Raw genomic sequence first — 18,212 nt, 5'->3', positions numbered from 1 at the left:
CGCACGGCGGCCTTCACCAGCGCGTCGCAGGCGCCCGCGTCCAGGGGGGCGGGGAGGGGACGGCGCTTCCGGCCAGGCCTGGAGCAGGGTCAGCAGGGCCGGAGCGGAGGTCATGGGCTCACCGTCGCAGCGCGATGATGCGCTCGGGCGCCGCGGCCTCCAGCGCCACCAGCTGCGCCACCCGCTCCGCCACCGCGTCCGCGACGACCTCCAGCGCCAGCTCCTCGTCGCGGTCGATGGCGGCCCGGCCGTCGCGCCACACCAGGCGCAGGGCGCCGAACAGGGCCTCCGCCTCCTTCACGTCCAGGCGCACCTCCAGCGCGGTCGCGGCGCCGGCGTCCGGCTGCTGGGACTCGAAGACGACGCCTCCGCCCACGTCGTCATGCGGGCGGCGCAGGCGCAGCTCCAGCGCGGACAGGCCCAGCCCCTGGGACAGCGGCCGGACGGCGCCCCACACCTCCTGGAACGAACCGGCCGCGCGCACCGCGGCGGTGACGGAGCGCACCAGCGAGCGCAGCTCCTGGTTGCGCTGGCGCGTCTGCTGGACCGCGTCCATGTGGCGCACGTCCAGGTAGCCCAGCTTGCGCATCAGCACCATGATGACCACGCCGACGCCGCTGAGCAGCAGCGCGCTCTGCATGCTGTTGGCGAAGTGCAGCCCCAGCGCGGTGAGCATGAACAGCGTGCACAGCGCGTAGAGCACCAGCACGGTGGTGCGGTGGGACAACAGCAGGCGGCTCATCAGCCGGTGGTGGATGTGCTCCTTGTCCGCGCTGAACAGCGGTCTGCCCAGCAGCGAGCGGCGCACCATGGCCAGCAGCGTGTCCATGATGGGCAGCCCCAGCGCCATCACCGGCACCAGCAGCGCCACCGCGGTGCCGCTCTTCGACGACGTCTTGATGGACACCGCCGCGAGCACGAAGCCCAGGAACATGCTGCCCGTGTCCCCCATGAAGATGGAGGCCGGGTTGAAGTTGAAGACGAGGAACCCGAGGATGGCGCCCGCGAGCGCCACCATCAGCAGGCACAGCAGCACGTCCCCGCGCATCAGCGCGAGCAGGAAGTGGGTGCCCACGCCGAAGAACGCGACGCCGCCCGCCAGCCCGTCCAACCCGTCGATGAGGTTGAGCGCGTTGATGACGCCCACCACCCACAGCACCGTCAAGGGCAGGCTCAACAGCCCCAGCGTCAGCTCCGCGCCGAAGGGGTTGGCCAGCACCTCGATGCGGAAGCCCAGCGCGTACAGGCCCAGCGCCACCGCGAACTGCACGGAGAACTTCAGCTTCGCGCCCGCGCCCTTGAGGTCGTCGTAGAAGCCCAGCGCCGCGATGATGGCGCCCCCCACGAAGAGGCCGACGATGAGCTCCGTCTGCGCGAGGAACTGATCCCCCACGCCCGAGTCCACGATGAACAGCGCGCACAGCGGCGCGAAGAAGCCCCCCACGATGCCGATGCCGCCCAGCCGCGGGATGGGCCGCACGTGCACCTTGCGGCTGGAGTTCGCCTGGTCCAACCAGCCCCACGCCAGCGCGCGCTCGCGCACGCGCCACGTGAGCACCAGGGCCACGAGGAGCGACACGAGGAAGGCGGCGAAGAGGGTGATCATGCGAGAGGAACGTCCACCGCGCATCGTGACGGCCACCGAAGCAGCGCGTCAACGTCCCGGCGTCACAAGGAGGAAACGACGCGCCTGCCTACCTGCTGCCAGCCCTGACACGCAGGACTTCTTCGTAAAGCGCAAGGGTGCGGGCGGCGATGTCGGGCCAGGTGAGTCCCTGGACCTCCGCCTGGGCCGCGCGGCGCAGCGCGTACCGCCGGGCCGGCTCCGCCGCCAGCTCGCGCACCGCGGCCACCAGCGCGTCCACGTCGCCAAGCGGGACGAGGAAACCCGTGCGGCCGGGGTGCACGACGGAGGGCGCCACGCCCACGGGGGTGGAGACGGGCACGAGCCCGGAGGCCATGGCCTCCACCAGCGCCATGCCGTAGCCCTCCGTGCGGCTGGCGAAGAGGAGCACCTCCTCGCGCGCGAGCAGGCCGGGCAGCGTCGCGTTCGCGTAGCGCGGGACCACGTGGAGCAGGGGCTGGAGGGACGCGGGGAAGGCGGCGCGGACCTCGGGCTCGGGGGTGCCGGTGCCGTAGAGGGCCAGGGTGAAGGCCAGCCCCCGCGAGTGCAGCCGGGTCGCGGCGGCGATGACTTCCTCAACGCCCTTGGTCTTGAGGAAGGAGCCCACCATCGCGAGGCGCAGCGGGCCTTCCTCTCGCGGCGCCGGGAGGGCCAGCCCGTGAAAGGCGGCGTCGAGCCCGTGGCCGATGACGCTCAGCTTGCTGGCGGGGACGCGCAGTTGTTCGCGCGCGAAGACGGCGTCGCCTTCGTTGAGGAGGATGGAGTGGTCCGCCAGGCGCAGCGTCCGCTCCACCTCCCAGAGGCGGAAGCCGCCGTGGTACAGCGGGTACTTCCAGCTCAGGCGCAGCCGGCCCTCGCGAGCGTCCGCGCGGATCCGCCGTGAGAGGGAGTGCTCCAGGCCGTGGCTGCGCGTCACCAGCGCGTGACGGCGGGCGGCGCCGGGGCGGCCCGCTTGGGCCCAGGGCCACGCGTCGCCCGTGGTGACGTCCAGCACGTCGTAGCGGCGCGCGGCGCGGGCGAGGTGCGCGGAGAGGATCCAAGGGAAGCGCAGGTTGTGGAGCGCGGTGAAGTGCTCCACGCCGGGGAAGGCGTCGCCGTAGCTGTAGAAGTCCACGGTGCAGCCCCGGGCCTGGAGCGCTCGGCCCAGCGCGAGCGTCACGCCGGGAGCGCCCAGGTCCTGGGACAGCGGGTGGTGGATGGCGAGGAGCACGCGCATGCGCGCGCTTCATAGCTCACATCCGCGGGCCCGCGAGCAGCGCCGCCCCGATGGCGCCGGACAGGTCGCCCAGCTCCGCGACGTGCATCGCGGGCTTGCGCTCCGTCATGAACAGGTGCGGGTGCATGGCGTCCTCGATGGCGCCCAGATACTTGGGCGCCAGCCGCGCCCCCAGCCCGCCCCCGATGACGACGGCCTCCACGTCCAGCAGGTTGATGACGGAGGCGATGGTCACGCCCATCATCCGGATGGCCCGTTCGATGAGCCACGTCGCCAGCGGATCCTTCTTCTTCAACGCCTTCTCCCAGACGCTGCTGGACAGGCGCGTGCGCTTCTTGTCGCGCATGATGTCGAAGAGGACGGTCTTCTCCCCCTTCCTCGCCGCCGAGCGCGCCTTGCGCTCCATGCACGCGCGCCCCGCGTAGGCCTCCAGGCAGCCGCGCCGGCCGCAGCCACAGCGCGCGCCATCAGGCTTCACCACCATGTGGCCAATCTCACCGGCGGCGCCCTGCCCGCGCCACGGCACGCCGTTGAGCACCAGGCCTCCGCCCACGCCGGTGCCCCACCACACGCCCAGCACGGAGCGGTAGTTGCGGCCCGCGCCCAGCTTGTACTCGGCCGTGACCGCCACCTGGACGTCATTGCCCAGCACCACCTTGCCGCCGCCCACGAGGTCGCCCAGGTCCGACGCCAGGGGATACGGCGCGTCCCAGCCGCCCGCGACGTTGCTCGTGTGCGCGAGCGTGCCGCCGTTCGCGTCCACCGCTCCCGCCGCGCCCACCCCCACGCCCGCGAGCTTCGCGGGCTTGATGCCCGCGGTCCGCGCCGCCTCGCCCAGCGTGCCGTAGAGCTCCTTCACCACTTCACCCGGACCGCCCTTCGCGGGCGTCGGATGGCGGGCCCGGCCCAGCACCTCGCCGCGCGCGTCCACGACGACGGCTTCAATCTTGGTGCCCCCCAGGTCGATGCCTCCCCAGATGCGGGCCTTGTCGGTCGGCGTCCCGTTCCTCGCACCGTGCCCCTTCTTCGCTGAAGCCTCGGCCATGTCTCGACTCCGTGGTTCGCGGCCCCTGCTGCCCGCACGCGGCACAATCTGCGCAGCGCGGGAGTGTCCAGCCCCGCCACGCCGGGCACCCCGTGGCCGCCCGCCCGCCCCACGGGTCTGCATGCGGGCCCTCCTTCCACGAGGCCGGACATGCCCCCCTCCCGCGGCCCCTGTTCGCCGGAAGCAGGCGCGCATATAGGCTCCGCCGGAGTTCCTTTCGTGGAGCACCCCGTTTCCCCATGAGCAGCCGTTCCCCTTCCGCGCCGGACACCGCCGACGCCCCTCCGCTGGGCACGTCGGACGTGAAGGACCGCGCGCAGCGCTCCATCATCGCCCTGGGCCTGCGCACGCTCGGCTCGCTGGGCTTGCGCGTGGTGAGCTCGCTCGCCCTGTCGCACCTGCTGTTCCCGGGGGACTACGGCGCGTTCGCCATCGTGGCCTTCACCGCCGCGATGGGCGCGTTCCTGGGCGACCTGGGCCTCAGCGCGTCGCTGGTGCGCCAGCAGCACGAACCCACGCAGGACGAGATCAGCACCGCGTTCTGGAGCCACCAGGCGTTCACGGTCCTCATCGTGGGCGTCATCCTGCTGCTCGCGCCGTGGCTGTCGCGCTCCTACGAGCTGGGCCCCTCGGGCGCGGCCATGGTGAGCGTGATGGCGCTGGGGCTGTTCTTCCACTCGCTGCGCGTCATCCCCATCATGGTGCTGGAGCGCCAGCTGCGCTTCCCGACGCTCGCGCGCATCGAGCTCGTCGAAGGCATCGCGCAGACGGCGACCACCATCCTCCTGGCCTGGCTGCACTGCGGCGCGTGGTCGCTCATCGGCGGCGGGCTGGTGCGGGGCGGGCTGGGCATGGTGATGTTCTGGGCGGCGGCGGGCTGGCGGCCCCGGGGCGCGTTCCGCTGGGACATCGTCAAGCGGCTGCTGGCCTTCGGCATCTGGTTCCAGCTCACGGGCATCATCCCCGCGGCGCTCCAGGGCTGGATTCCGCTGGTGGTGGGGCGCATGGAGGGCAAGGACGCGGTGGGCTTGGTGAACTGGGCGAGCGCCCTGGCCTCCGTGCCGCTCGCGCTGAGCAGCGTCCTCACCCGCGTCGCGTATCCGGCCTACAGCCGCATGCAGCAGGACACGGTCGCGCTCTCGGAGTACCTGCGCACGTCCATCCGGCGCGTGAGCGCGCTGTTGTGTCTGGCCATTCCGTTCGGCGTCATCGCGCTGCCACCCTTCATCCCGGTGGTCTTCGGTGAGCGCTGGAGCCTCGCGTCCGCGCTGGTGCAGTGGTTCACCATCGAGGCGTCGATGCAGGCGGTGCAGGGCCTGCTGCACTCCCAGCAGCACGCCAGCGGCCACGCGAAGGAACGGATGTATGTGGCCACCGCCGCGAGCGCCCTGCGCTTCGGCCTGGGCGCCCTGGCGGTGATGCACTGGGGCATCGTGGGCGTCGGGGTCAGCGCGACGGCCGTGACGCTGACGGAGCTGTGGGTCACCGCGCGGCTGGTGTCGCGCCGCAACCCGCACCTGTCGCGGCTGGAGTTCGAGGTCATGGAGCCGTTCCTCACGGTGGGCGCGCTGCTCGCGTTGGCGCTGGGCTTCTCGCGGCTCGCGATGGGGCAGGACGGGCTGCTCGTGCAGGCGCTGGTGGCGGCGGGCGTCCTCACCGCGCTGGTGCTCGTGCGTGAGGGCACGCGGCGCGGCCTGTCGTTGCTGGGAGAGCTGCGCGCCGTGGTCCAGCACCTGCGCGCGAGGCGGGCGCCTCCGTGAGCCGTGCGTGGCACCTGCTGACGGGGGAGTATCCGCCGGCCCCTGGCGGCGTCTCCGACCACTCCCGGAGCATCGCCCACGCGCTGATGAACGCGGGGGAGACGGTGCACGTCTGGACTCCTGGCGCGGAGGGCGTCACGGATGATCAGGGCGTGACCGTGCACCGGTGGCCCGGCCTCTTCACGCCGCCGGGGCTGGTGCGCCTGACGCGCGAGCTGGATGCGACGCCCGGCCCCCGGAGGCTGCTGCTCCAGTACGTGCCCCACGCGTTTGGATTGAAGGCGATGAACGTGCCGTTCTGCGCCTGGTTCGCCGCGAGGCGACAGGACGCACGCGAGCTGTTCCTCCATGAGGCGGTGTACCCGTGGAGCCCCGGTGCGCCGTGGAAGCATCAGGTCCTCGCGGGGGTGACGCGGGTGATGCTGCGCACGTTGGCGCTCGGCGTGGAGCGCGCATACGTGTCCATCCCCACCTGGGCGGAGCACCTTCCCGAGCCGCTGCGGGCCCAGGCCCTGTGGTGTCCCATTCCCAGCCCCCTGCCCCTCGACGTGCCGGTGGACGCCGTGCGCGCGGTGCGTGAAGCGCTGGGCGGAGGCCCCACGGTGGCGCACTTCGGCACGTATGGCGGGGCCATCGCGGGACCTCTGGAGGCCGTGCTCGTTCCGTTGTTGCAGCGGGATGAGCGAAGGCAGGCGCTGCTGCTGGGCCGGGGCAGTCAGGGCTGGAGTGAGGCGCTGGGGCGGAGGCATCCCGAGCTGGCCCGCAGGCTCCATGCGAGGGACGGACTGGCACCGGAGGCCGTGGCCGCGCACCTGCGCGCGTCGGAGCTGCTGTTGCAGCCCTACCCCGACGGCGTCAGCGCCCGGCGCAGCAGCGCGATGGGCGGACTGGGGCTGGGCCTGCCCATCGTCACCAACACCGGGCACCTGAGCGAAATGCTGTGGCGCGAGCTGCGGCCGGTGGCGCTCGCGGACGATGCGTCACCTGAAGCACTGCTGGCGCTCGCGGAGCACCTGTTGGAGCACGCAGAGGAGCGCCGGGCCCTGGGTGAGCGCGCGGCCCGCGTGTACCGTGAGCACTTCACGCTGGAGCACACGGTTGCGCACCTGCTGCGGCGTACGGGAACCTCCTCATGAGCGACACACGTCTGACGCCAGAGCAGCGTGACACCGCGCTGAAGGACCTCCTGGGTTCAGACCTTCTCGCCATGGGTGAAGCGTCGAAGCTGCTGTCCTTCGACGCGTCGACCACGTCCGTGCTTCTCCCGTTGCTCGATGGTGAGTCTCGTATCGAGACGCGACATGCCATCCTCTACGCACTGACCTGGCATGGAGATCTCACGCTGTGGAGCCTCATGGTGGGCATCCTCACGGACACGCAGGAGGCGCCCCAGGTCCGTGGCCAGGCCGCCGAATACCTGTCGTACAACTTCGCGAAGGTGAGGACGGACTCCGCGGAGTTCGAGGTCGCGGTCAAAGCCCTCCTCGATGCGTTGAAGGATCCTTCAGTTGAGGTGCGTTACTGCGCCGTCAACGCGCTGGGCTGCACGGGACACCTGCCGCTCATTCCAACGCTCGAGGAGATGCGCGAGGACAAGACTCCGGCCCCGGGCTGGGTTGGCACCGTGAGCGATGAGGCGTCGAGGGCGCTGGAGTGGATCGTCGGGGCCCACGAAATGCGCATCAAGCGCGGGATCCTCTAGCCGGAGGCGATGAGCAGGTGAGCACCTTGCGGTTGAAGGTCCTGATGGATCCGCGCGAAGAGGGCTGGCCCAGCATGGACCTGGTGGGCGAAGCACTCGCGGAAGGCCTCGCGGCGTTTCCCACCGAGGTCGACGTCACCCGCGTGCGACCGTCCATCCCGCACGCCGTGCGCGCCCTGCCTCGCGTGGGCAACCGCAAGGCCGCCTTCAACGCGGACCGGCTGCTCACCCGCTTCGGCCTCTACCCGGCGCGGCTGCTACGGGAGCGCGTTGGCTCCGATGCGTTCCACGTCGTGGACCACACCTACGCGCAGCTCGTCCACACGCTGCCCGCGGAGCGCACCGGTGTCTTCTGCCATGACCTGGATGCCTTCCGCTCCGTCCTGGAGCCCCACCGCGAACCGCGCCCCACGTGGTTCCGCCTGATGGCGCGTGCCACGCTCAAGGGACTGGAGCGCGCGGCCCTCGTCTTCCACAGCACGCAGCAGGTCCGCGGCGAACTGCTCGCGCACGGCGTGGTGCCCCCCGAGCGGCTGGTCTGGGCGCCCTATGGCGTGTCGCCGGAGTACCGGCTCGAACCCGTTCCCGGAGACGCCAGCGACGCGGTGCTCGCGCCGCTGAAGGGCCGGCCGTACCTGCTGCACGTGGGCAGCGCCATCCGCCGCAAGCGCCTGGACGTGCTCTTCGACACCTTCGCGGCGCTGCGAGCCCGGCACCCGGACCTCATGCTGGTGCAGCAGGGCGGTGAGCTGGACGCGGCCCAACAGGCACAGGTGGCGAGGCTCGGCTTGAAGGACGCATTGCTGCAACCGCCCCGGCAGGAGCGGGCCACGCTCGCGGGCCTGTACCGGCGTGCCCGCGCGGTGCTGGTGCCCAGTGAGGCGGAAGGCTTCGGCCTGCCCGTCATCGAAGCGCTGGCGTGTGGTGTCCCCGTGGTGGCCAGCGACCTGCAGGTGCTGCGCGAAGTGGGCGCGGACGCCTGCACGTACTGCCCCGTGGGCGACGTGGCCGCATGGGCGGAAGCCGTGGATGCGCTGCTCACGGGCCGCGTGTCCGCGCCCTCACCGGAGACGCGCCGGGCGCGGGCCGCGCGCTTCACCTGGAGTGCCCACGCGCGCACGGTGCTGGACGCGTACCTGCATCGCCTTGACCGCCCCGGGCGGGTCTGATTCGGTCGCTCCCGCGTGCGCATCCTGTTCCTCAACCCCGTGGGAATCCTGGGCGGTGCCGAGCGCGCACTCGTGGATCTCCTCGCGTGCCTGCGCACGCTGGAGCCTGGCCTGTCGCTGCACCTCATCGCGGGCACGGACGGGCCGCTCGTGGAGACGGCTCGGAGCCTCGGTGTGGAGGCCCGCGTGCTCGCCCTGCCCGACCGACTCTCCGCGCTCGGGGACAGCGGTCTGCGAGAACAGGGGCGCGCCGGTCTCCTTCGCTTCGCGCGTGAAATCGCCCCCACGCCGATGCTGCTGACCCGCTACGGACTCGACCTGCGGCGCGCGGTGCGCGACGTGGCGCCGGACCTGCTGCACTCCAATGGCATCAAGACCCACCTGCTGAGCGCTGCCACCGCCGGACTGCCGATTCCGCGCGTGTGGCACGTGCACGACTTCCTGGGGGAGCGTCCGCTCGTGCGGCGCGCGCTCTCCGCACTGCATCCGCTGGCCTCGGCCGCCATCGCGAACTCGCAGGCCGTGGGTGACGACGCGCGCACGGTGCTCGGGAACGTGCCCGTCCACGTCGTACCCAATGGCGTGGACGTGGAGCGTTTCTCCCCGGGCCCGGGGGACGGCGCGCACCTGGACACGCTGTCCGCGCTGCCTCCCGCGCCTCCGGGCACGCTGCGCGTGGGGCTCGTGGCCACGTACGCGCGCTGGAAGGGACACGACGTCTTCCTGGAGGCCGCGGCCCTGCTGGCGCGTCAGGCTCCGTCGCTGCCCGTGCGCTTCTACCTCGTGGGCGCGCCCTCTACCGCACGGCAGGCTCGCAGTTCACCGACGCGGAGCTGCGCGAGCAGGTGGAGCGCCACGGCCTCACGGGTCGCGTGGGCTTCGTGCCCTTCCAGCCCGACCCCGCCCGCGTCTACCGGGCCCTGGACGTCTTCGTGCACGCGAGCACCCGCCGCGAGCCCTTCGGCCTCACCATCGCGGAGGCGCTCGCCTGTGGCCGGGCCGCCGTCATCTCGAAGTCGAGCGGCGCGGCCGAAGCGCTCCGGGACGGCGAGGACGTCCTGGCCATCGAACCCGGCGACGCGAACACGCTCGCGGCGGCCCTGCGCCGGCTGCTGGAGGACGAAGCCTTGCGAGACACCCTGGCCCGCGCGGCCCGCCACACCGCCGTGCGCCGCTTCTCCCGCGAGCGCTACGCCCGCGACATCCTCCAGGTGTACCGGAGCCTCGTCCCGGCGCGAGGCACCCCATGATGCGTCCCCGGAAGCTCGTCACTGTCTCGCACTCGTACGTCGTCACGCTCAACCGGCGGCTGGCCAACGAGATGACCCGCGTGGGCGCGGGCCGCTGGGACGTCACCGCCGTGGCGCCGAGCACCTTCCACGGAGACCTGGGCCCGCTGGTGCTCCAGCGCGACGCCAGCGAGGCCGTGAACCTGGAGGCCGTGCGCGTCTTCTTCAGCCGCTCGCTGCACGGCTTCGTCTACGGGCCGCGGCTGCGCGCGCACCTGTCAAAGGGCGTGGACCTGGTGCACCTGTGGGAGGAGCCCTACGTGCTCTCCGGCCTGGAGGTGGCGCTGATGACGCCCGCCCACGTGCCGCTCGTCTTCTGCACGTTCCAGAACCTGGCCAAGCGCTATCCCCCACCCTTCGCGCAGGCCGAGCGCTTCGTCGTGCGCCGGGCCGCGGGGTGGATCGCCTGGGGCCAGACGGTGCACGACACGCTGCTCACCCGGCCTGGCTATGAGCAGCGCCCCTCGCGCTTCATCCCCGTGGGCGTGGACGTGGAGCACTTCCGCCCGGATCCGGAGGCGGGCCGCGCCTTCCGCGAGCGCCTGGGCTGGACGTCCGAAGGCCCGCCCGTGGTGGGCTACCTGGGGCGCTTCGTGCCGGAGAAGGGCCTGCGGCTCCTCATGGATGCGCTCAACACCCTGAGCACGCCCTGGCGCGCCCTCTTCGTCGGCGGAGGCCCGCTGGAGGTGGAGCTGCGCGCGTGGGCGGAGCGCTACGGAGACCGCGTGCGCATCGTCACCGGAGTGAAGCACGCGGAGGTGCCCCGCGCGCTCAACGCCATGGACGTGCTCTGCGCGCCCAGCCAGACGACGCCCGCGTGGAAGGAGCAGTTCGGCCGCATGCTCGCGGAGGCCTTCGCGTGTGGCGTGCCCGTGTTCGCCAGCGACTCCGGAGAGATTCCGCACACCGTGGGCGAGGCAGGGCGCATCCTGCCGGAGTCCTACGCCCCGGCCTGGACCACCGCGCTCGCGGAGCTGCTGGAGAGTCCCACCCAACGCCAGGACCTGGCCACGCGAGGCCGCGAGCGAGCCGTGTCCCGCTTCGCCTGGCCGGTGGTCGCGAAGGCGCACCTCGACTTCTTCGAACAGGTGCTCCAGCGCGGCACGTGAGGCTCAAGCCTCCAGCCGCGCCACCACCGCCGCCGCCATCGCGTCCCACGTCCAGGTGCGCAGCTCCGACGACAGCGCGGCCACGGCGGGCATCCAGTCCCCACCCCGGGCCCGCCATTCCTCCAGGCGCCGCACCAGCTCGCCGGAGTCCTCGGGGTCGTCCAGCAGCAGCCCCTGGAGCGAGGACGGATAGCGCTCCGCCACGCCCGCCGAGCGGCTCACCAGCGCGGGGATGCCCACGCACAGCGCTTCGTGCACGCCCAGGCCATAGGATTCATAGCGCGTGGGTGCCACCAGCAATTCCGCGGCGGCCAGCAGCCGGGGCACGTCGTCGCGGAAGCCCAGGAAGCGGATCCGCTCGCCCAGGCCCTGCTCACGCGCCGCGCGCTCCCAGCGCTCCCGCTCCGCGCCCGTCCCCACCACGCCCAGGTCCACGTCCCACTCGCGTCGCGCGCAAAGCCGGGCCCACGCGTGGAAGAGCGTGTCGAAGCCCTTGCGCCGGTCCCCCAGCGCGCCCACGAACAGCGCCATCCGCCGCTCTTGAGACCAGCCCAGGGACGCACGGGCCTCGCGCCGCAGCGCGGGGGACGTGGACGGGAAGCGCGCGGGGTCGCCGCCCAGGTACACGACGTGGACGCGCGAGGCCTCCACGCCCGTGGCGGCCAGCAGGTCCTGCCGCGTGCGCTCCGAGTTCGCCAGGATGATGCGAGCCCGGCGCAGCGCGCGTTGCTCGCGGCGCAGGTACACGCGGTGGCTCACGTGGCCCTTGAGCCTGCGCAGCGGATTGCCGGCGGCTTCGGGCACGTGCGCGGCGTGGACGTAGTGGACCCAGTTGGCGGCGGCGACCTCGCAGTTGCCGCCGTTGGCCACCACCTGTCCGCCTTGCGCCAGCGTGCGCGCGGCCCAGAAGCGCCCCACGGCGTCGAGCAACGGCTCGCCCAGCAGGTACGCGTTCGCGGGCTTGGGCACGCGGACGAAGCGCACGTTGGGGTAGCGCAGGAGCGAGTCCGCCACGCGGTACGCCACGAGCCGCACGGGCCCGCCCTGGCGCGCGAGCCAGTCCGCCAGCGCGAGGTTCGCGCGGTCCATGCCCCCGGTGGAGACGAAGTCACCGGCGATGAGGGTGTACGGCCGCATTCCGGTTCCAGTACGCGCTGAAGAAGGCCGCGTTGAGCAGCCAGAACTCCATGCCCATCTGGCTCATGAAGAACTGATAGCTGAAGGTCTGCGCGAGCGCGCCCAGGTCATACGCGAAGAGGAGGCTGCCCCAGAGCCAGAACTCGCCCCGCGAGTCATCGCGGCGCCGCGCCACCTGGAAGCCCCACCCCAGCGTCGCCAGCAGCGCGAGCGGATAGCAGACCATCCCCAGCCAGCCGCCGTCATAGGCCCAGGCCGTCCACTGGATTTCGGCCCAGAGGGGCGGGCTCGCGCGGTCGCTGTTGTCGCCGAAGTAGGCGTTGGCCATGCCGTAGCGGCCCAGGCCCGCGCCCAGGGGGAACTCCGGAAGCACCTCAGCGAACGTGCTGTCGAGGAAGCGGCCCCGGTTGGACTGATACACCTGCGTGGGGTCGGAGGCCGTGAGCGTGCTCCAGCGCGCCAGCACCGCGTCGCCGCCGACCGCGACGGCCCAACCGAAGGCCACCACCGCGAAGCCGCCCACGACCGAGGCCAGCGTCACCAGGCGCACCCAGCGGCCACTCACGGTGAGCACCAGCCCGAAGGCCGCCATGCAGACCAGCAGCGTCACCGCCGCGACGCGCACCTGTCCCAGGTAGAGGCAGATGAGCCCGATGCCGATGCCCGCCGCGCCCAGCACCTTCCGGGACAGGCCCTGGCGGCTGAGCAGGAACGCACCGCCGAGCAGCACCGAATAGAAGGCGCCGGTGGAGGCACCGCCCGGGACGTCCGTCAGGCCCATGGGGCGGAACACGCGCGCACCGCTCGCGGTCTCGAACTGGAGGCTGCGCACGTAGCCCTCGCCCTGGCTTTCGACCATGGCGGACAGGGCGGGCTGGAAGCGGCCGGGGAAGGACACCTGGAGAATGCCCAGCGAGGCGCTCACGACGTTGAACAGGAAGAGCAGCAGGACGACGCGTCCGAACAGCTTCGCGTCGATGCGCAGGCGGCTCGCCCAGAAGAGGGGCGCGAACACGGACACCTGGATGCCCAGCTGCGCGGCCGCGGCCAGTGGGGTGTTGGTGCCGGGGTGGAAGAAGTTCAGCGCGGTGAGCCCCGCCGACGCGAGCAGGAACGGCATCGCCGGGTGCTTGAGGCGAGGGCCCTTCACCAGCACGAGCAGCGCCAGGCTCGTGCCGAACGACAGGATGCGGAACACCACGCGCACCGGCGCCAGCGCCTCCATCAGCAGCGCGAGCTGGCAGACGAAGAGCAGCGCGATGAACGCCACCACCACATGGCCAGAACCCAGCAGTCCCGTGGACGCCGTCGCCGGAGTGGATGAGGGCTGCACCGCGGGCTGCGGCGCGCGGCGCACGTAGCGCTGGTGCAGCACACCGGGGCCCTGGAGCCGCGGGCGCGGGGTGGATGCGGAGCGGGCCTCCTTCACGGCACAGGCTCCCGCGCCACGGAGCGCACCGCGTCCGCCAGAGCGTCCAGGAACGCGGTCGGCGCGCTCAGCGCCCGTGCGCGAGCAGGTCCACCGCCGCCCAGCGTCCGCCGCGCCGATTCATCTTCGATGAGCCCGCGCAGCGCCAGGGCCAGCGCCTCCGGCTTCGGAGGCACGAGCACGCCACACGACGCATCGACGATCTCCAGCGGCCCACCCAGCGCGGTCGTGACCACGGGAAGCCCGGCGTAGAGCGCCTCCACGAACACCAGTCCAAAAGGCTCTGGCCCGGTGTTGGGCTGACAGTGCACCTCCGCCGCGCGCAGCAGCCGGGGCACATCCGAGCGCTGCCCCAGGAAGCGCACCCGGTCCCCGAGCCCCAGGGCCACGGCCTGGGCCTTCAAGCCCGCTTCGTAGGAGACCTCCTCCGGACGCTGCGCGCCGCCAGCGAACCACGCCTTCCAGCGCGGAACCTGTCGCAGCCGGCCCAGCGCTTCGAGGAGCAGCCGCTGCCCCTTCCACTCCTGCATGCGGCTGGTATGGACGATGACGACCTCCGTCGGATCCGCGCCCAGCTCGCCTCGGAGCGAGGAGCGCTCGGAAGCCGTGAGGCCAGGGCCGCCGTCACGAACGGGAGGATGGAGCACGCGCCACGGCGTGCGCGGATACACACTGCGCAGCGTGCTCGCGGTGTAGCGGCTGTTGCACAGCGCCAGGTCCGGCACGGTGACCCGGGCCCACCGTTCCGCCCAGTGCGTCCCCGAGAGTGCGTCGTGCTGGAAGAAGATCAACGGCACGCCAGCCGTGCGCACCACCGGCCCGAAGAGGGCTTGAGGCCACGCCGCGTGACACACCACCGCGTCGAACGCCTCCCGCTGGAGCAGCGCCATCAGCGAGCGGCGCGCCTCCCAGACCCGCCAGGGGCGGCTCACCTTCGCCGGCCCCAGCAACGTCAGCGGTGCGCCCGCCGCGCGAAGCTCCTCCGCGATGCGCCCCTCGAAGCAGAGCGCGAACGCATGCACCGCGCCGTCAGCACGGTCCGATTGAGCGAGCGCCATCGTGCGCAGCAGCGTCTCGACACCCCCGTACAGATTGCCGCTGGAGACGTGCAGGACGCGCAGCGAAGCACCGTCTGGTGCATGCGGCTCGCGCGAGGAGCGACCTCCGCCCGCCGCCTGACTGTCACGATGGGACTCGCGCGACCCGTGCATGCGCGGACCTTCAGCGCCCACCCGCGACGTGCCGGACGGAGGCATCGCTCCGCTCCTCCGCCACGGGCCGGCGTCCGAGCGCCTCCGCGTACAGCTCCAGGCTGCGCGACGCCATCACGTCATGGGCGAACTCCGCCCGCGCACGCTCCTGCGCCCCACGCGACAGCCGTTCCCGCAGGCCCGGCTCCTCCACCAACCGCCGGGCCGCCGCCGCCAGCGCCCGCGCATCCCCCACGGGCACCGTGAGCCCGGTGCGCTCGTGCTGGCTCACCCACGCCACACCGGAGTCCGGCACGGCGGTGTTGAGCACGGGCAGCCCGCTCGCCAGGGCCTCCACCTGCGACAGGCCATACGCCTCGCTGCGCGCGTTGCTCGGGAACCACAGCGCCGTCGCGGCCCGGTACGCGCCCGCGAGCGCCTCCGGCGACAGGTACCCCGCCCACGTCACGCGGTCCTCGATGCCCAGCGCCCTGGCCCTCGCGCGACCTTCGTCCGCCAGCGGCCCCTCGCCCACGATGACCAGCCGCCCCGGCGCGTGCACCAGCGCCTCCAGCGCCGTGAACAAGCCCTTGTAGTAGACGAGCCGCCCCACCATCAGCCACAGCGGCCCGCCCGCCGCCTCCGCCGTCCACCGCGCCCGGGCCTCGCGCGCCTCCGCGGAGGGATGCAGGTACGCGTCCAGCTCGATGCCCAGCGGTAGCACCCGCACCTTCGACTTGAACGTGGACAGGAGCGACGAGCCGCGCACGTACGCGTCGCTCGTGGCCAGCAGCCGCGCCGCGCGCGAGTACAGCATCCACTCGAAGGGACGGAACAGCGCCCCCGCGACCTTCTGCCGGATGATGTCGCTCTGGTGCGTCACCACCACCGCGGGCAGGCGCGGTATGGCATCCAGCGCCAGCACCATGCTCGGGTTGGGGACGTGCAGGTGCACCACGTCCACGCCCCGCGCCAGCGCCCGCCGGAGCACGAACGGCAGCGACGGCATCACGTCCATGCGCGCCACGGACGCAAGCCGTCCCAGCCGCACCACGCGCACCGGCCCATCCCACTCCTCACGCGTGGGGCTGCGCCCGTGGAACTCGTGGCTCGTGCCGGTGCCATCCACCGAGTGGTTCGCGCACAGCACCTCCACCTGCGCGCCCAGCGCCGCCTGCGCCCGCGCCAGCGTTCGCACGTGCGCCTCCATGCCGCCGGAGGCCGGAGGGTAGAACTTCCCCAGGTGCAGCACCCGCAGGCCCGCGCCCTTCACGACGGCGCCACCCCGCCCTTGGGCTCGTCCTGCGTCGGGCCATAGCCCTGGTAGCCCAGGTACGTGTCGCCGTAGCGCGGCTGCCGCAGGTCCACGTCGTTGAGGATGGCGCCGAACATCCGCGCCTGCACGTCCGCCAGCGAGCGCAGCGCGCGCTTCGCGGCGCCCCGGTCCGTGCGGCCCGCCTTGAGCACCATCACCACGCCGTCCGCCTGCGTGGCCAGCACCGCCGCGTCCACGACGGCGTTGAGCGGCGGGCTGTCCAGGATGATGCGGTCGAACTTCTCCCCGGCCTGGCGCAGCAGCTCCTTGAAGGCGCGCGTGTGCAGCAGCTCCGCCGGGTTCGGCGGCAGCGGGCCACACGGCAGCACGAAGAGGTTGGGCACCTCCGTGCTCTTCACCGCCTTGTCCAGCGAGCCCTCGCCCACCACCAGCGAGCTGATGCCCAGGTCGTTGGGCACGCCGAACGCGCGGTGCAGCCGCGGCCTGCGCATGTCCGTGTCCAGCAGCAGCACGCGGTTGCCGCTCTGGGCCATGGCCACGCCCAGGTTGATGCACGTGGTGGACTTGCCCTCCTGCGGGCCGCTGGACGTCACCACCAGCGTCTTGCAGGGGTGGTCTGGCGACATGAACAGGAGATTGGTGCGCACCGCGCGGCAGCACTCCGCCACCGCCGAGCGCGGCGCGCGGTGCACGTACAGGTCGCGGTCGCCCGGCGCCTTCGTGGCCTCCATGCGCGGCACCACGCCCAGGAACGCCAGGCCCAGCACGTCCTCCACGTCCGCCTGCGACGTGACGCTGTTCTCCAGCATCTCCAGGAACAGCGCCACGCCCAGCCCCAGCAGCAGCCCCATCACCCAGCCCACCATCAGGTTGCGCCGCGTGTGCGGCCGCACCGGCACCAGCACCGGCTGCGCGGCGTCCAGCACGCGCACGTTGCTCGTGCGCAACAGCCCCGACAGCTCGATGTCCTTCAGCCGCTTGAGCACCAGCTCGTACAGGCGCTGGTTGTTGTCCGACTCGCGCTGGAGCCGCCCGTACTCGATGGCCTTCTTGTTCACCTGGAAGGCCTCGGCCTTCGTCTCGTCCAGGAGCTTGTTGAGGTTCTTCTCCTCGCCCTGCGCCTCCGCCAGCTGCGTCTCCGCGGAGCGCACCACGTTGGTCAGGCTCTTGAGCAGGTCCGCGCGCACGACGTCCAGTTTGCGGTTGCACTCCAGCAGCTTCGGGTGCTCCGGCAGGTAGCGCTCGGTCAGCTCCGCGCACGCGGCCTTCTGCTCGCCGTAGCGCGACTTCAGGTCCTGGATGGGACCGTCCTTCGCGCCGGGCACGGCCTCCGCCCACGTCTCGTCGTTGCCGGCGTCCTTGCGCAGCCGGTGGATGGCGTCCACGCGCGCCTGCTGCGCCGCGATGCGCGTGCGCACCTCCGTGAGCTTCAGGTTGTAGGAGTTGATCCGCTCGCTGACGATGGACAGCCGCGACTCCAGCGACGTGGACAGCATGTCCGCGTCCTTCTTCAGGTCGTAGACGGCCATCTCGCCGGCCTTGGACTGGCGGCCCAATTCATCCAGGCGCCCCTCCAGCCACGCGCGCGCCTCCTCCGTGGTGCGCAGCTTGAGCGCCAGGTTCTCCGCCATGTACGCGGCGGCCACCTCGTTGGAGAGCAGCGCCGCACGCGCGGGGTCCACGTCCTCCACGCCAATGTTCATCACCCGCGAGTCCTTGCCGGGCACCACCTGGATGCGCGAGCGCAACAGGCCCACCGCGTCCGCGCCCTCCAGCGCCTTCGCGCGCTCCGCGGGGTCCTGGTTCGCCGGCAGGCCCAGGAAGGCCGCGTCCCTGGAGAGCCCCAGCCGGTCCACCACGCGGCTGGCCACCGCGCGCGAGGTGATGATCTCGCTCTGCGTGGCGTAGTACTCCTTGTTGAACCAGTAGTTGCTGCGCTCCTCCCCCATCACCTCCTTCACCTCGCCGTCGAGGATGCGCGGCGCGGTGACGTCGATGATGAGCGAGGTGCTGGCCGCGTAGATGCGCGGCTGCCGGAGCGTCCAGGCCGCCGTGAGCGCCGTGACGGCCAACGCCACCCCGAGCATCACCCACCGCCGGCGCCACACACCCCGCAGCCGGTGCATCACGCTCGCGGACGTCGCGCCGGGAGCCCCACCGGCCGGGTCCAACACCGTTCCTTCCACGTCGCGTCTCTCCGGAACTGGCTGCCGCGGGCGGTCTCCGCCGGCCCGTAGACCGCCGGACCCGACCTGCACCCACATCG

At 72.2% G+C, this 18,212-nt stretch carries 14 protein-coding genes and 1 pseudogene; 7 read left to right on the top strand and 8 right to left on the bottom strand.

Annotated elements, in window-relative coordinates:
- Nucleotides 1-118: 118 nt before the first annotated feature.
- The 3 genes from ACLEQD_RS04705 to ACLEQD_RS04695 all read right to left on the bottom strand — a co-directional run bounded on the left by ACLEQD_RS04705 (nucleotide 119) and on the right by ACLEQD_RS04695 (nucleotide 3,885).
- Nucleotides 119-1,606, bottom strand: a complete 1,488-nt coding sequence (locus tag ACLEQD_RS04705; RefSeq protein ID WP_410382077.1) for an MraY family glycosyltransferase — start codon at nucleotides 1,604-1,606, stop codon at nucleotides 119-121.
- 88 nt (nucleotides 1,607-1,694) lie between these two features.
- Nucleotides 1,695-2,840: a glycosyltransferase family 4 protein gene (locus ACLEQD_RS04700; protein WP_410382076.1), complete on the bottom strand. Its 1,146-nt coding sequence runs from the start codon at nucleotides 2,838-2,840 to the stop codon at nucleotides 1,695-1,697.
- Nucleotides 2,841-2,856: 16 nt separating this feature from the next.
- Nucleotides 2,857-3,885 (bottom strand): ROK family protein, encoded by a 1,029-nt coding sequence (locus ACLEQD_RS04695; protein ID WP_410382075.1) that lies wholly within the window; start codon nucleotides 3,883-3,885, stop codon nucleotides 2,857-2,859.
- 239 nt (nucleotides 3,886-4,124) lie between these two features.
- Between ACLEQD_RS04695 and ACLEQD_RS04690 the strand changes: the two genes are divergently transcribed.
- From ACLEQD_RS04690 to ACLEQD_RS04660, 7 genes and pseudogenes are all read left to right on the top strand, one after another.
- Nucleotides 4,125-5,645 (top strand): oligosaccharide flippase family protein, encoded by a 1,521-nt coding sequence (locus tag ACLEQD_RS04690; RefSeq protein ID WP_410382074.1) that lies wholly within the window; start codon nucleotides 4,125-4,127, stop codon nucleotides 5,643-5,645.
- Nucleotides 5,642-6,781: a glycosyltransferase gene (locus ACLEQD_RS04685; protein WP_410382073.1), complete on the top strand. Its 1,140-nt coding sequence runs from the start codon at nucleotides 5,642-5,644 to the stop codon at nucleotides 6,779-6,781. The genes ACLEQD_RS04690 and ACLEQD_RS04685 overlap by 4 nt, the downstream gene beginning before the upstream one ends.
- Nucleotides 6,778-7,347: a HEAT repeat domain-containing protein gene (locus tag ACLEQD_RS04680; RefSeq protein ID WP_410382072.1), complete on the top strand. Its 570-nt coding sequence runs from the start codon at nucleotides 6,778-6,780 to the stop codon at nucleotides 7,345-7,347. The genes ACLEQD_RS04685 and ACLEQD_RS04680 overlap by 4 nt, the downstream gene beginning before the upstream one ends.
- Nucleotides 7,348-7,391: 44 nt before the next feature.
- Nucleotides 7,392-8,516: a glycosyltransferase family 4 protein gene (locus ACLEQD_RS04675; RefSeq protein WP_410382079.1), complete on the top strand. Its 1,125-nt coding sequence runs from the start codon at nucleotides 7,392-7,394 to the stop codon at nucleotides 8,514-8,516.
- A gap of 15 nt (nucleotides 8,517-8,531) precedes the next feature.
- Nucleotides 8,532-9,053 (top strand): annotated as a pseudogene (locus ACLEQD_RS04670) (glycosyltransferase); the annotation flags it as partial.
- 308 nt (nucleotides 9,054-9,361) lie between these two features.
- On the top strand, nucleotides 9,362-9,766 hold the full coding sequence (locus ACLEQD_RS04665; RefSeq protein WP_410382071.1) for a glycosyltransferase: 405 nt from the start codon (nucleotides 9,362-9,364) through the stop codon (nucleotides 9,764-9,766).
- Nucleotides 9,763-10,914: a glycosyltransferase family 4 protein gene (locus tag ACLEQD_RS04660; protein ID WP_410382070.1), complete on the top strand. Its 1,152-nt coding sequence runs from the start codon at nucleotides 9,763-9,765 to the stop codon at nucleotides 10,912-10,914. Before ACLEQD_RS04665 ends, ACLEQD_RS04660 begins: the two co-directional genes overlap by 4 nt.
- Before the next feature lie 3 nt (nucleotides 10,915-10,917).
- Here the strand turns inward: ACLEQD_RS04660 and ACLEQD_RS04655 are convergent, their stop codons facing one another.
- Genes ACLEQD_RS04655 through ACLEQD_RS04635 form a run of 5 tightly spaced genes read right to left on the bottom strand, consistent with a single transcriptional unit; the run spans nucleotide 10,918 to nucleotide 18,132 of the window.
- On the bottom strand, nucleotides 10,918-12,003 hold the full coding sequence (locus ACLEQD_RS04655) for a glycosyltransferase family 4 protein (RefSeq protein WP_410382078.1): 1,086 nt from the start codon (nucleotides 12,001-12,003) through the stop codon (nucleotides 10,918-10,920).
- A gap of 19 nt (nucleotides 12,004-12,022) precedes the next feature.
- Entirely contained in the window at nucleotides 12,023-13,480 is a 1,458-nt protein-coding gene (locus ACLEQD_RS04650; RefSeq protein ID WP_410382069.1) for a hypothetical protein, read from the bottom strand.
- The gene (locus tag ACLEQD_RS04645; RefSeq protein ID WP_410382068.1) at nucleotides 13,477-14,736 is read right to left on the bottom strand and encodes a glycosyltransferase family 4 protein; all 1,260 of its coding nucleotides are present in this window, start codon (nucleotides 14,734-14,736) and stop codon (nucleotides 13,477-13,479) included. Before ACLEQD_RS04645 ends, ACLEQD_RS04650 begins: the two co-directional genes overlap by 4 nt.
- Nucleotides 14,702-15,943, bottom strand: a complete 1,242-nt coding sequence (locus ACLEQD_RS04640) for a glycosyltransferase (protein ID WP_410382067.1) — start codon at nucleotides 15,941-15,943, stop codon at nucleotides 14,702-14,704. Before ACLEQD_RS04640 ends, ACLEQD_RS04645 begins: the two co-directional genes overlap by 35 nt.
- Nucleotides 15,940-18,132, bottom strand: a complete 2,193-nt coding sequence (locus ACLEQD_RS04635) for a GumC family protein (RefSeq protein WP_410382066.1) — start codon at nucleotides 18,130-18,132, stop codon at nucleotides 15,940-15,942. Before ACLEQD_RS04635 ends, ACLEQD_RS04640 begins: the two co-directional genes overlap by 4 nt.
- Nucleotides 18,133-18,212 lie beyond the last annotated feature (80 nt).

It is taken from the genome of Corallococcus sp. 4LFB (assembly GCF_046520365.1).
Lineage (GTDB): Bacteria > Myxococcota > Myxococcia > Myxococcales > Myxococcaceae > Corallococcus > Corallococcus caeni.
Note: the sequence above shows the minus strand (reverse complement) of the source record. Positions and strands in the feature narration are given on the sequence as shown.